At 51.0% G+C, this 13,947-nt stretch carries 10 protein-coding genes; 4 read left to right on the forward strand and 6 right to left on the reverse strand.

The features are described from left to right. Window positions 1–34: 34 nt before the first annotated feature. Window positions 35–250 (forward strand): zinc ribbon domain-containing protein, encoded by a 216-nt coding sequence (locus tag HV350_RS06995; RefSeq protein ID WP_016157125.1) that lies wholly within the window; start codon window positions 35–37, stop codon window positions 248–250. Here the strand turns inward: HV350_RS06995 and xseA are convergent. After that, window positions 247–1,620, reverse strand: coding sequence for an exodeoxyribonuclease VII large subunit (gene xseA, locus HV350_RS07000; RefSeq protein WP_181630095.1), 1,374 nt, complete (start codon window positions 1,618–1,620; stop codon window positions 247–249). The genes HV350_RS06995 and xseA overlap by 4 nt on opposite strands. Before the next feature lie 160 nt (window positions 1,621–1,780). Between xseA and guaB the strand changes: the two genes are divergently transcribed. Then, window positions 1,781–3,247 carry an IMP dehydrogenase gene (gene guaB, locus HV350_RS07005; RefSeq protein WP_019077375.1) on the forward strand — a complete coding sequence of 489 codons (1,467 nt, stop codon included), beginning with the start codon at window positions 1,781–1,783 and terminating at the stop codon, window positions 3,245–3,247. 63 nt (window positions 3,248–3,310) lie between these two features. Next, window positions 3,311–4,888 (forward strand): glutamine-hydrolyzing GMP synthase, encoded by a 1,578-nt coding sequence (guaA, locus tag HV350_RS07010; protein WP_016153990.1) that lies wholly within the window; start codon window positions 3,311–3,313, stop codon window positions 4,886–4,888. A 555-nt stretch (window positions 4,889–5,443) separates the two neighbouring features. Here guaA and HV350_RS07015 read toward each other — a convergent pair. Beyond that, complete coding sequence (locus HV350_RS07015; protein WP_071601777.1) at window positions 5,444–5,647, reverse strand: YfgG family protein; 204 nt, start codon at window positions 5,645–5,647, stop codon at window positions 5,444–5,446. Window positions 5,648–5,997: 350 nt separating this feature from the next. Between HV350_RS07015 and HV350_RS07020 the strand changes: the two genes are divergently transcribed. Next, entirely contained in the window at window positions 5,998–8,268 is a 2,271-nt protein-coding gene (locus HV350_RS07020; RefSeq protein WP_181630097.1) for a sensor domain-containing phosphodiesterase, read from the forward strand. Here the strand turns inward: HV350_RS07020 and ppx are convergent. The 4 genes from ppx to purM form a co-directional block, all read right to left on the reverse strand. Beyond that, a complete protein-coding gene (ppx, locus tag HV350_RS07025) occupies window positions 8,248–9,789 on the reverse strand; it encodes an exopolyphosphatase (RefSeq protein WP_047358231.1) in 1,542 nt (513 codons plus the stop codon). The two genes, HV350_RS07020 and ppx, sit on opposite strands and share 21 nt — an antisense overlap. A 4-nt stretch (window positions 9,790–9,793) precedes the next feature. Then, complete coding sequence (gene ppk1 / locus HV350_RS07030; RefSeq protein ID WP_003835119.1) at window positions 9,794–11,860, reverse strand: polyphosphate kinase 1; 2,067 nt, start codon at window positions 11,858–11,860, stop codon at window positions 9,794–9,796. Window positions 11,861–12,070: 210 nt separating this feature from the next. Beyond that, window positions 12,071–12,715, reverse strand: coding sequence for a phosphoribosylglycinamide formyltransferase (purN, locus tag HV350_RS07035; RefSeq protein ID WP_049041566.1), 645 nt, complete (start codon window positions 12,713–12,715; stop codon window positions 12,071–12,073). Beyond that, entirely contained in the window at window positions 12,712–13,749 is a 1,038-nt protein-coding gene (purM, locus tag HV350_RS07040; RefSeq protein WP_019077369.1) for a phosphoribosylformylglycinamidine cyclo-ligase, read from the reverse strand. Before purM ends, purN begins: the two co-directional genes overlap by 4 nt. Between the last annotated feature and the right edge of the window lie 198 nt (window positions 13,750–13,947).

The raw sequence follows: 13,947 nt of genomic DNA on the forward strand, positions 1-13,947 counted from the left end.
CAGCGCAGTAATGGATCCCTGTACTGGAGTCGCTATGTCTATTATTTGCCCGGATTGTCATGCAGAGCTGGAGCCGCAAAACGGTATGGCGCACTGTGATAACTGTAATAAAGATATTCAGTTAGAAGCGCACTGCCCGGAGTGCAATCAGCCGCTGCAGGTGCTTAAAGCCTGTGGCGCGGTGGATTATTTCTGCCAGAACGGTCATGGCCTTATCTCGAAGAAACGCGTGGCGTTTGTGCCGCTTTAATCCTGTTTTTTCCTGCGAGTTTTCTTTGTCGTCGTGACAGCTCTCACTTCGCTTTCCACCCATCCGTCAGACAGGCGGGTGGTGAGCACATCACCTGCTGTAACCTGTTTAGTCTGTTTCAGCACTTCACCCTCTTTTGCGGTCGTCACGCTATAACCGCGCGCCAGCGTGGCCAATGGGCTGACTGCCTCAAGATGGGTAACCGCGTTGCCAAAACGTTCGCGTTGTTCGCTTAAACGCGCACGGATACTTTCCGCCAGGCGGTATTCCAGTTGCTGAATGCGTGTTTGCGCACGGTAAATACGCGGCTGCGGGTTTTGCTGATTCAGACGCTGCAGCATGCGCTGCTGACGCTGATTTGCCTGTTTAATCTTATTCTCAAGTGCGAAGTTCATTCTCTGACGCAGTCGTTCCAGCACGGTCTGCTGACGGGCCAGACGCAGTTGCGGATGCTGCTGTTGCAAGCGGTGATGAAGCTGGGTAAATCGACGAGTACGATTGGCGAGGTAGTAGTCCATCGCCATCTCCAGACGCTGCTGACCATGCTGTATTTGACGCAGCAGTTCAAGCTGATTACGGCTGACAATTTCTGCCGCCGCCGACGGCGTAGGTGCCCGTAAATCTGCAATAAAATCGGCAATAGTGACATCGGTTTCATGGCCGACGGCGCTGACGACTGGAATGCGGCTGGCAAAGATCGCCCGTGCTACACGTTCGTCGTTAAAGCTCCACAAATCTTCCAGCGAGCCGCCGCCGCGCCCGACGATCAGCACATCGCACTCGCCCCGCGCGTTCGCCAGTTCAATGGCCCGAACGATTTGCCCTGGCGCATCATCGCCCTGGACTGCGGTCGGGTAGATAATAACGGGCAGGGAAGGGTCGCGACGCTTCAGGACGTGGAGAATATCGTGCAGCGCGGCGCCGGTTTTAGAGGTGATTACCCCGACGCAGTGGGCCGGTGAGGGCAGCGTTTTTTTGAACTGCTGATCGAATAGCCCTTCAGCCTGCAGTTTGGCCTTGAGTTGCTCATATTTTTGCTGCAGCAAACCTTCGCCCGCTGGCTGCATGCTCTCAACAATTATCTGATAGTCGCCGCGCGGCTCGTACAATGTAATGTTGGCGCGTACCAGTACCTGCTGACCGTGCTGTGGTCGGAACGTTACCCGGCGATTGCTGTTGCGAAACATCGCGCAGCGTACCTGAGCGGTGTCATCTTTGAGCGTGAAATACCAGTGACCGGAGGACGGCTGAGTGAAATTCGAAATTTCACCGCTGATCCACACTTGTCCCATTTCCTGCTCAAGCAGCAAACGAACCGTCTGATTCAGGCGGCTTACGGTAAAAATTGAGGTGGTCTGAGAGGATAACATGTGAGCGGGATCAAATTCTAAATCAGCAAGTTATTCAGTCGAAAGTAACATGCTCACAGAGGAGCGCAAGGTTTTTTTGCAAAAAAGTGTGGATGCAATCGGTTACGCTCTGTATAATGCCGCGGCAATATTTAATAACCTCCCAGGTGAGATATTGCCCATGCTACGTATCGCAAAAGAAGCCCTGACGTTTGACGACGTCCTCCTCGTTCCCGCTCATTCTACCGTTCTGCCGAATACTGCTGATCTCAGCACCCAGTTGACGAAAACCATTCGCCTGAACATTCCTATGCTCTCCGCAGCAATGGACACCGTGACGGAAGCGCGCCTGGCAATTGCCCTGGCCCAGGAAGGCGGCATTGGTTTTATCCACAAAAACATGTCTATTGAGCGCCAGGCGGAAGAAGTTCGTCGCGTGAAGAAACACGAATCTGGCGTCGTGACCGACCCACAAACCGTACTGCCAACCACCACTCTGCGCGAAGTAAAAGAACTGACCGAGCGTAATGGTTTCGCAGGCTACCCGGTAGTGACTGAAGATAATGAACTGGTCGGCATCATCACCGGTCGTGACGTACGGTTTGTGACTGATCTGAATCAGCCGGTTAGCGTCTACATGACGCCGAAAGAGCGTCTGGTGACCGTTCGTGAAGGCGAAGCACGCGATGTTGTCTTTGCCAAAATGCACGAAAAACGCGTCGAGAAAGCGCTGGTTGTTGACGACAGCTTCCATCTGCTCGGCATGATCACCGTTAAAGATTTCCAGAAAGCGGAACGTAAACCTAACGCTTGTAAAGACGAGCATGGTCGTCTGCGCGTTGGGGCTGCTGTAGGCGCAGGTGCGGGTAACGAAGAGCGTGTTGACGCGCTGGTTGCCGCTGGCGTGGATGTTCTGCTGATTGACTCCTCTCACGGACACTCAGAAGGCGTACTGCAGCGTATCCGTGAAACTCGTGCTAAATACCCGGATCTGCAGATCATCGGGGGGAACGTTGCGACTGGTGCAGGCGCTCGCGCGCTGGCGGAAGCCGGCTGCAGCGCTGTTAAAGTCGGTATCGGCCCAGGCTCCATCTGTACTACCCGTATCGTTACCGGCGTAGGTGTACCGCAGATCACCGCCGTTTCTGACGCCGTTGAAGCGCTGGAAGGCACTGGTATTCCGGTTATTGCCGATGGTGGTATTCGTTTTTCCGGCGACATCGCAAAAGCGATCGCTGCGGGTGCTTCTGCAGTGATGGTTGGCTCTATGCTGGCGGGGACTGAAGAATCTCCGGGCGAAATCGAACTGTATCAGGGCCGTTCTTACAAATCATACCGTGGTATGGGCTCTCTGGGCGCGATGTCCAAAGGTTCTTCCGACCGTTATTTCCAGAGCGATAACGCTGCTGACAAACTGGTCCCGGAAGGTATTGAAGGTCGCGTTGCGTATAAAGGTCGCCTGAAAGAGATCATTCACCAGCAGATGGGTGGCCTGCGCTCCTGTATGGGTCTGACCGGCTGTGGTACTATCGACGCGCTGCGAACAAAAGCAGAGTTTGTACGTATCAGCGGTGCGGGTATTCAGGAAAGTCACGTTCACGATGTGACCATCACCAAAGAGTCCCCTAACTATCGCATGGGCTCCTGATAAGTTTCCGCGCCCGGCTATATGCCGGGCGAATTTGTTTCACTTGCCTCGGAATTAGCGTCAATGACAGACAATATTCATAAACATCGCATTCTCATCCTTGATTTCGGATCTCAGTACACTCAGCTGGTTGCTCGTCGCGTACGTGAACTGGGCGTCTATTGTGAATTGTGGGCGTGGGATGTTACGGAAGCACAAATTCGCGAATTCAACCCAAGCGGTATCATTCTTTCCGGTGGGCCGGAAAGCACCACTGAAGAAAACAGCCCGCGTGCGCCGGAATACGTTTTCACTGCGGGCGTGCCTGTGTTCGGCGTGTGCTACGGCATGCAGACTATGGCAATGCAGCTCGGTGGTCATGTTGAAGGTTCTAACGAACGTGAATTCGGCTATGCGCAGGTTGAAGTTCAGACCGACAGCGCGCTGATCCGCGGTATTGAAGACTCTCTGACCGCAGACGGCAAACCACTGCTGGACGTGTGGATGAGCCACGGCGACAAAGTGACCGCTATTCCGGAAGGTTTCGTGACCGTTGCCAGCACCGACAACTGCCCATTTGCCATCATGGCGCACGAGGAAAAACGTTTCTACGGTGTGCAGTTCCATCCGGAAGTTACCCACACCCGTCAGGGGATGCGCATGCTGGAGCGTTTTGTGCGCGACATCTGCCAGTGTGAAGCGCTGTGGACCCCGGCAAAAATTATCGATGACGCCGTTGCCCGCATTCGTGAGCAGGTTGGCACTGATAAAGTGATCCTCGGCCTCTCCGGCGGCGTTGACTCCTCCGTCACCGCGATGCTGCTGCACCGTGCAATTGGCAAAAACCTGACCTGTGTGTTCGTCGACAACGGTCTGCTGCGTCTCAACGAAGCTCAGCAGGTGATGGATATGTTCGGCGACCATTTCGGCCTGAACATCATTCATGTTGAAGGTGAAAAGCGTTTCCTGGACGCGCTGAAAGGCGAGAACGATCCGGAAGCTAAACGTAAAATCATTGGCCGCGTGTTCGTGGAAGTCTTCGACGAAGAAGCGCTGAAGCTGGAAGACGTTAAGTGGCTGGCGCAGGGAACCATCTATCCGGACGTGATCGAATCCGCGGCTTCTGCCACCGGTAAAGCGCACGTCATCAAATCTCACCACAACGTGGGCGGTTTGCCGAAAGAGATGAAGATGGGTCTGGTTGAACCGCTGCGTGAGCTGTTCAAAGACGAAGTGCGTAAGATTGGTCTGGAGCTTGGTCTGCCGTACGACATGCTGTACCGTCACCCATTCCCGGGGCCGGGTCTGGGCGTACGCGTGCTGGGCGAAGTGAAGAAAGAGTACTGCGACCTGCTGCGCCGTGCGGATGCTATCTTCATTGAGGAACTGCACAACGCTGACCTGTACAACAAAGTGAGCCAGGCGTTCACCGTGTTCCTGCCGGTACGTTCCGTTGGCGTCATGGGCGATGGCCGTAAGTATGACTGGGTTGTTTCCCTGCGTGCTGTTGAAACCATCGACTTTATGACCGCGCACTGGGCGCACCTGCCGTATGACTTCTTAGGCCGCGTCTCTAACCGCATTATCAACGAAGTTAACGGTATTTCCCGCGTGGTGTATGACATCAGCGGTAAGCCGCCAGCTACGATTGAATGGGAATAATATTCCTCCCGTTTAGCGGTTTCTGAACCGGTAGTATGTAAAAGCCCTCTTTTTACAGAGGGCTTTTTATTGCGCGAATTTTTATCGATGCGACAGTCCTGCTCGATAGTAGGGTTAATCACACACTTAACGTCTGCGCTCCATTCAACACCGCTTCTTATTTACGGAAATAATGAAAAATACTCAGTGTATTACCCTGTAGAATTTAATAACGGTAACAATTCAGATAAGCATTTAAGTTTATGCTAAATATGAATGTTTTAGTCAGTGATATTTTCTGGAGATATTAATTAGCGTCTATTTGAGCGCAGTGTCTCTTTTTTATATCCAGTACACTGGAACGTAAAAAATCAGCGCGAATGGCGCGGTGAAGTGGGATTAAAAGATTGTGTATTTGTGCGAAAAACACGGTTGATTATCCGATATATCAGCACGTGTGGGCGGGTAAGACTGCGTGAAGTTTCATCACTCAAATCCCTTACCGGATGGTTAAATGTCAGGCGATTAGCCATCCGGTAAGGAATCTTAATGCTGGAGTATCCTCGGCGCGAGCGATCAGCGTACGTCAGTGTGTGCAGGAGATGCCTGTTGCGGCTGGGTGATCTGCTGAGATTCTTTTTTGTTCTGGTGGTGGTGCCACGCACCTATGGCGGAGTAGACGAAGCGTCCGAAGAAGAAAAGAAAGCTGATAAGCAGTACGATCCGGATCATGCGACTGTTAAATCGGTGTCGTTTGCGTAGGCTGGTAACCTGGCTCACAAAAGGTTCCTTGTAGTGTACCCAACTGAGGGCGATAGTCACATTAAGGCATACTGTGAGGGAATGGTCAATTTTTCGTTATGTAAAATTGCTTCAGTTGTTTTATCTATTTATGTTATGGAAATTAATATTATTATTTGCATTAATAATGAGATAACGATAAAAAACCATGAAAAGAGTAATAATTGATTAATGAGGGACTTATTTATTGATGTGTATCAAGCATCACCCTTTGCTGACAACTAAAATTGATGAGTCATTTTAATGTATTTAACTTTATCGTTTTAACGTCAGGTGGGATGCCTGTCCGAATACCCCCTGCAGGATGTGCGGGATTCTACTGAGCATCTATGAAACTCAATAAAAATTATATTGGTATTAGAGATAGATGGTGGGCGTTACCTCTCATCTTGCCTTCCTTGCTGTTGCCTATATTGAGCACTGCTAACACCTATGCCCATATTAGTACCGGGAACGTAATTCTTTTCTACCTGCCTTTAGCGCTGATGATTAGCCTGATGTTGTTTTTTGGCTGGGCGGCATTACCAGGAATTATCATTTCCATCATCTGGTACAAATATCCGCAGGTTGGGTTATTTGAAATGCTCTCAATAATTTCGCACTTTATAGTTACGATAGTGCTCAGTTGGGGAGGGTATAAAGTTTTTGCTCCCCGGCGGAATAACGTTTCTTACGGTGATTCCCACCTGATGTTTCAGCACATGTTTTGGCAGGTTTTCTGCCCGGCAACGCTGTTCCTGCTATTCTTCCATTTCGCCGCTTTTGTAGGCGTCTATGAGAGCAAATCCGGCATGGTGGGCGTTATGCCCCTTAATACCGGCACGTTGATCAACTATCAGGCCATGCTGGCCGGGAATCTGGTTGGGGTTCCACTGTGCTACTTAATAATTCGCACGATTCGTAATCCTTTGTATATCAGAGGTTATTTATCTCAGTTAAAGCAGCAGTTTGATACCAAAGTTACCAAAACAGAGTTTGCGGTCTGGCTGATTATATTGACCATACTAATGACATTGTTGTGTATGCCGCTAGATGAGAAAAGCTCAATATTTAGCACGAATTATACCTTGTCACTGATGCTGCCCGTCATGCTATGGGGAGCTATGCGTTACGGTTATAAATTTATTTCGTTAATATGGATGCTCGTACTCATTACAGCAATTCATTATTATCAACGCTATATGCCCTGGTATTCGGGTTACGATGTGCAACTTGCCATTACCTCATCGAGTTACCTGGTTTTCTCCTTCATCGTGAATTTTATTGCCGTACTGGCAACGCGCCAGAGAATTGTCGCCAGACATTCTCATCGTCTGGCCTTCTTTGACCCCATGGTGCATATTCCGAATTTGCGCGCTTTGAACCGGGATTTGAGAAAGGCGCCATGGTCAGTGCTTTGCTTTTTGAGTGTTCCGGGTATGGAACTGCTGGTGAAAAATTACGGCATTATGCTGCGTATCCAGTACAAGCAAAAACTTGCCCAGTGGGTAAAGCCATTGCTGAAACAAGATGAGCATGTCTATCAGTTATCGGGTAATGATTTAGTTCTGCGTTTTAACACCGAGTCGCATCAGGAGCGTATTGAAGCGCTGGACAGGCATATCAAGCAGTTTCGTTTTATCTGGGATGGCATGCCTTTACAGCCGCAGGTGGGGATTAGTTTTTGCTATGTCCGTTCTCCTGTTAATCACATCTACTTGTTACTGGGGGAGTTAAGCACCATCGCCGAGCTTTCTCTGGCGACCAATGCGCCAGAGAATTTGCAGCGCCGAGGCGTGATGCACCTGCAACGTGACCTGAAAGATAAGGTTGCGATGATGAATCGTCTGCAACTGGCGCTGGAGCACCATCGCTTTTTCCTGATGGCGCAGCCGATTTCAGGCGTGCGCGGCGATGTTTATCATGAAATTTTGCTGCGGCTAGAGGGGGATGATGGTGAAACCATCGGTCCTGACAGCTTCTTACCGGTAGCGCATGAGTTTGGATTGTCATCCAGCATCGATCTGTGGGTGATTGAAAATACGCTGAAGTTTATGGCGCAGAATCGGGAAAAAATGCCCGCTCGTCGGTTTGCTATTAACTTATCTCCCACGTCGGTATGCCGTGCCCGGCTTCCGCATGACATCAACCAACTGCTGATTAAGTACAAAGTTGAACCGTGGCAGCTGATTTTTGAAGTAACGGAAAGCAATGCCTTAACCAATGCGGAACAGGCGCAGGCAACGTTACTGCAGCTGCAATCATTGGGCTGTCAGATTGCGATTGATGATTTTGGTACCGGATATGCCAGCTATGCGCGGCTGAAGAATGTGAATGCCGATATTCTGAAAATTGATGGCAGCTTTATTCGCAACATCGTTTCGAATAGCCTCGACTATCAAATCGTGGCCTCTATTTGCCATCTGGCGCGGATGAAAAGAATGCTGGTGGTCGCGGAGTACGTCGAAAGCGAAGAAATACGCAGTGCGGTAATTTCGCTGGGGATTGATTACATGCAGGGGTATCTGATTGGTAAACCGCAGCCGTTGCATGAAATGCTGGAAGAACAGGTGCCAGAAGAACTGGCACCTGCTGAGAGCTTATGCGGCGATATCGGGTGAACTCTCTTCTTCAATTTTGAGACGCCAGCCGGTAACGGCTTCCCAGTATTGCTGCTCTTTTTCCAGATCGAGCAGCACCAGCGCATTCTGGCTAAACCAGTCATGCGGAAAGCGTAAGGTCCAGTGGTTGTCGTCGGTAATTAGGGTCAGCGTCGGTGGCGTGGTGGTCGCCTGTCGCTGATTATTCAGCAGCACGCCCAGGCGCAACAGCTGAATTAACGGCAGAAACTGTTTTTTCTTGAACAGCGTAAAGCGCGGCAAATCATCCAGTTTCACCGCTTTGCGATGATATCGAACCAGGGTTGCCATCATCAGCTGTTGTTCCTGATTGAAACCCGGTAAATCGCTGTTTTGGAGGATATACGCCGAGTGGCGATGTAAACCGCTGTGGTTGATGTTCAGCCCAACCTCATGCAGCATCGCCGCCCAGCGCAGCAACGCTTCCAGTTGTGGATTGGCCAGCTTTGGCTGCTGCGTATGCCACTGGTCGTACATTTGCATCGTCGTTTCCAGTACGCGCCGGGCCTGTTCGCTGTCGATGTTGTACTGGTTCGCCAGGCTGCTCGCGGTACGGCTGCGAACGTCCTGGTGGCGAAAACGACCTTCCATCTCATACAGCACGCCTTCGCGTAGTGCGCCATCAGAAAGGCGGAGTTCGCGGATAGCCAGTGCGTCAAAAACGCCGCACAGAATCGCGAGTCCCGGCACAAACACCGCTTTTCGTTCTTCAGACAGCCCCGGCAGGCTGAGCGCATCGAATGACGCATGCTTTAGCACTTCGGATCGCAGTTTGTCCAGGCGTTCGGGGGTGATAAAACCATCTTTCTCGCCCATCTCCAGCAGCACTTCGTGTGCCGCTTTAATCGTGCCCGATGCGCCCAGCGCAACGTTCCAGCCCTGAATACGAAACTGCCAGGTTAAGGTTTCAAGCTTTTGCGCTGCCGCCATGCGCGCACGCTGGAAGTTTTCCCGACTAATAGCGCCGCCCGGGAAATACATCTGAGCAAAACTGACGCAGCCCATACGACGACTTTCCACCAGTTTGGGCTCGAAATCTTCGCCGATCACCAGTTCTGTTGAACCACCTCCGATATCAATAACCAGCTTACGACCCTTTTCCGGCTGGGTGTGCTCCACGCCCATAAAAATCAGTCGGGCTTCTTCATTACCGGAAATAATCTCAATCGGGTAGGGGATAACTTTTTCTGCTCGCTTGAGAAAATCGGTCGCATTTAGCGCCTGACGCAAAGTATGGGTTCCCACGATGCATACACTTGATGGGGGAAAGCCCTGCAGACGTTCGGCGAACAGCGACAGGCAGCTTAATCCGCGCTCCATTGCCTCTTCGCTCAGCTTGTTATCTTCGCCGAGGCCATCCGCCAGATGAACGCGCTGTTTCAGTCGCCCGATAATCTGCATTGCGCCATCAACCACGCGGGCAATGACCATATGGAAACTGTTTGAACCAAGGTCGACCGCAGCAAATTCCTGCGGTCGTGGAGTCTTGTCGTGTATTGGCATAGCGTTAGTCAGGTTGCTCGAGTGATTTGATGTAGTCGTATATCGCCAATTGTGACTGAACCTTACGGCGGTTTCCGCGCGGTACGTAGCGATTACTGAGTTCTTTATCGATGAAGCGAGCCTTCACCGTGTCGCTGAACAGGATATCGATAATATCCAGCACCCGTTGCTTAAGACGCGGGTCCAGCAGCGGTGTGGCGACTTCGATGCGATAGTCGATATTCCTGGTCATCCAGTCTGCGGAGGAGAGGTATACCTGCTTGTCGCCACCGTTTTCGAAGATATAAACCCGGTCGTGTTCAAGGTAGCGGTCAACTATGCTTATCACGCGAATATTGTCGCTAATGCCTTCCAGATTCGGAATCAAAGAGCACATACCGCGAATCAATAAATTGACTGGCACGCCTGAGCTTGAGGCCGCATAGAGACGATCAACCAGGCCTTTATCGACCAGGTTATTCAGTTTTAGGGTGATACCGGAAGGCTGTCCTTGCTGCGCGTTGGCGATTTCTTTGTCAATCATCGCGTACAGCAAACGGCGCGAGTTCTGCGGAGATACCAGCAGATAATCGAACGTCACCGGACGATACGGGTTCTCGATGAAGTTGAACACCCGACGAACCTCGTTGGTAATACGTGAGTCGGCGGTAAGTAACGAGTAGTCGGTATAGAGACGCGCCGTTTTTTCGTTGAAGTTCCCCGTCCCGATATGCGCATAGCGCACAACTTCATCACCTTCTTTACGCGAGATAAGGAACAATTTGGCGTGAATTTTCAGGCCCGGCGCGGAGAAGATGACGTGAACGCCAGCCTCGGTAAGACGCTTGGCCCAATGAATGTTGGCTTCTTCATCAAAGCGAGCCTGCAACTCCACCACCACGGTGACTTTCTTACCGTTGTGCGCGGCATGGATCATCGAATCAATGATGCGCGAGTCTTTGGCCACACGGTAGATGTTGATTTTAATCGCCAGCACGCTCGGGTCGAAAGAGGCCTGGCGCAACAGTTCAAGAACGTGCTCAAAAGTGTGATACGGATAATATAGCAGCACGTCGCGTTCGCGAACGGCGTCAAAGCCGTTACGAAACTTCTCGTTATCGAACCAGATATGGCGCAAACGCGGCAGCGGTTTGTTCACCAGGTTAGCTTTGCCAACGTTGGGGAAATTAATAAAGTCTTTGAAGTTATGGTAACGCCCACCGGGAACAATCGAGTCGTAGCGAGAAATCGTCAGCTTTTCACGCAGTACCTCGACCAGCGCATTGGGCATGTCGCGCTGATAGACAAAACGTACAGGCTCTGCGGTCAGACGCTGTTTCAGGCTGGACGACATCAGCTCCATCAGGCTCGATTCCATCTCGTGCACCAAATCGTATTCGGCGTCGCGAGTCATTTTCATCGAATAGGCGTTCAGCGCATCGTAATCAAAGAACCCTTTGAAAATGTCGTCAAGGCAGTAGCGTAAAATGTTGTCCAGCAGGATCATCGGTTTGCGACGGCGCGGGGTTTCCGGCGGTAGATTCACAAAACGGGGAACCTTGTCGGAAGGGATTTCCAGCAGCGCGTAGCGGATCGTATCGCCGCGGATAATTTCCACCGCCAGATAGGTGTAGTCATCTTTCAGAAACTGAACTAAATCCGTCTCGCGGTTAATCAGGATCGGTGTAATGTGCTGGCGAAGATATTGTTTGAAGTAATGGCGTAACCAGCTCTGTTGATTGACCGACAACTGACGTTCATTGATAAGGAAAATCTGGTTGCGCGCCATCTCCAGCAGCAACTCGTTGTACAGGCCGTCAAATTCCTGATCGGCTTTTAATACGCGGGCCTGGATTTTACCTAACAGATGGCGGGAATGAGAGTTTGAACCCTGTTCTTCGCTAATAATGATTCGGCGCTTCAGTTCGGCAAAACGAACCTTATAAAACTCGTCGAGATTATTGGAATAGATGCCTAAGAAACGCATCCGTTCGATCAACGGGTTTGACTTATCAGCAGCTTCCTGGAGTACACGTTCGTTGAACGCTAACCAGCTGAGTTCTTTCTCGATGTATAGCTTTTCCTGACCCATTACCACTTTTACTCCGTTTCATTCACGGGACACTACCGATTTATTATGGCGAGCATTGCTCTCAGATGTCCAACAGTGCCAGAAAAATATGACAATAAACCGTCTGATAGCAAAGAGAAAGGGGGAGCGTAGATGAATACCGGAGATGTTAACCGGAAAAGGTATTTATGCCTGTAAACCGGATGATGAGATCCGGTTTACAGGTTGATTTTATTCTTCGTCGGCGGCGTAGCCTTGTGGCGGCAGACAAACGCCGTCCAGCCATGCTGCGTTATCACGCATCTTCAGGCGACCATCAGTAAACCAGCTTACCACCAGCGGGTAAATGGTATGTTCCTGGGCCTGGACTCGTGCCGTGACATCATCTTCGCTGTCGCCTTCAAATACCGGAACCTTGGCCTGGAGAATAACCGGTCCGCCGTCCAGTTCATCGGTGACGAAATGGACGGAGGTGCCATGCTCTTCATCGCCGTTTTCCAGAACCTGACGGTGCGTGTGCAGGCCAGGATACTTCGGCAATAAAGACGGGTGGATATTCAGCAATCGTTCAGAATAGTGAGCAACAAACGCCGGACTTAGAATGCGCATATAACCGGCCAGCACCACGACATCGGGGGCATAAGCGTCGATCTCTTGTATCAGTTGCTGGTCGAATGCTTCGCGACTGGCAAACTGGGCGGCTTCCAGCGAGTGTGCAGGAATATTCGCTTCGCGTGCGCGCTCAAGGCCGAACGCATCGGCCTTGTTACTGAATACTGCACGTATGGTGCCATTGATTTTATTCTGTTCGCAGGCATCCATTATCGCCTGCAAATTGCTTCCGTTGCCGGAAATGAGCACCACAATGTTTTTCATTCAATGACCACACGCTGTTCGGAATCAGAAGCTTTGATGATACCGATTTTCCATGCGTTTTCACCTTTCTCATTGAGCAAAGCAAGGGCTTTGTCCACTTCAGAAGCTGGCAGGGCGATAACCATGCCTACGCCGCAGTTAAAGGTGCGATACATCTCATGCTGGCTGACGTTACCCGCCGTTTGCAGCCAGTTGAAGACGGCTGGCCACTGCCATGAAGATTCGTCGATCACAGCCTGCGTGTTGTCTGGCAGAACGCGTGGAATATTTTCCCAGAAACCACCGCCGGTCAGGTGGGCAATGGCATGCACATCAACCTTCTCAATCAGTTCCAGAATGGATTTGACATAAATGCGGGTCGGGGCCAGTAAGTGATCGGCCAGCGGCTTGCCTTCAAGTTCGGTGGTTTCCGGGTCACAACCGCTAACTTCAACAATTTTGCGCACCAGAGAGTAGCCGTTGGAGTGCGGACCGCTGGAGCCGAGTGCAATCAGTACGTCGCCGTCAGCCACTTTTGAACCGTCGATGATCTCTGATTTTTCGACGACGCCAACGCAGAAGCCTGCCACGTCGTAATCTTCGCCGTGGTACATCCCCGGCATTTCAGCCGTTTCACCGCCGACAAGCGCACAGCCAGACTGCAGACAGCCTTCGGCAATACCGTTAATGACGCTGGCTGCGGTATCCACATCCAGTTTGCCGGTAGCATAGTAGTCGAGGAAAAACAGCGGCTCAGCGCCCTGAACCACGAGGTCGTTGACGCACATTGCGACGAGGTCAATGCCGATAGTGTCATGGCGTTTCAGATCCATCGCCAGACGCAGTTTTGTGCCGACGCCATCAGTGCCGGAAACCAGTACCGGTTCACGATATTTTTGCGGCAATGCGCACAGCGCACCGAAGCCACCCAGACCACCCATAACTTCCGGACGACGAGTTTTCTTTACTACGCCTTTGATTCGATCAACCAGAGCATTACCTGCATCAATATCAACACCGGCATCTTTGTAGCTAAGAGAGGTTTTATCGGTCACTGCCTGCTTCCCCACATGTTTACTTGCAGTAAAAGTTAAATTCGGCGCAATTCTAACAGGGAAAGCAAACGTTTGCGAGCCTGCTCTGCATCAAGTTTTATGTGCTGATTTTTTCAGCATTTTACAATCATTTATCTATTTGTTTGAACTGCGCCACGAAAATGAAACCGGGTACAGTCTTGTGCTTGAAACCTGCCT

The organism is Citrobacter sp. RHBSTW-01013 (assembly GCF_013781985.1).
GTDB lineage: Bacteria > Pseudomonadota > Gammaproteobacteria > Enterobacterales > Enterobacteriaceae > Citrobacter > Citrobacter braakii.

Excerpts from the sequence above, each read along its gene's own strand:
- HV350_RS06995 (WP_016157125.1), top strand. The coding sequence starts at position 35 with ATGTCTATTATTTGCCCGGATTGTCATGCAGAGCTGGAGCCGCAAAAC.
- xseA (WP_181630095.1), bottom strand. The coding sequence starts at position 1,620 with ATGTTATCCTCTCAGACCACCTCAATTTTTACCGTAAGCCGCCTGAAT.
- guaB (WP_019077375.1), top strand. The coding sequence starts at position 1,781 with ATGCTACGTATCGCAAAAGAAGCCCTGACGTTTGACGACGTCCTCCTC.
- guaA (WP_016153990.1), top strand. The coding sequence starts at position 3,311 with ATGACAGACAATATTCATAAACATCGCATTCTCATCCTTGATTTCGGA.
- HV350_RS07020 (WP_181630097.1), top strand. The coding sequence starts at position 5,998 with ATGAAACTCAATAAAAATTATATTGGTATTAGAGATAGATGGTGGGCG.
- ppx (WP_047358231.1), bottom strand. The coding sequence starts at position 9,789 with ATGCCAATACACGACAAGACTCCACGACCGCAGGAATTTGCTGCGGTC.
- ppk1 (WP_003835119.1), bottom strand. The coding sequence starts at position 11,860 with ATGGGTCAGGAAAAGCTATACATCGAGAAAGAACTCAGCTGGTTAGCG.
- purN (WP_049041566.1), bottom strand. The coding sequence starts at position 12,715 with ATGAAAAACATTGTGGTGCTCATTTCCGGCAACGGAAGCAATTTGCAG.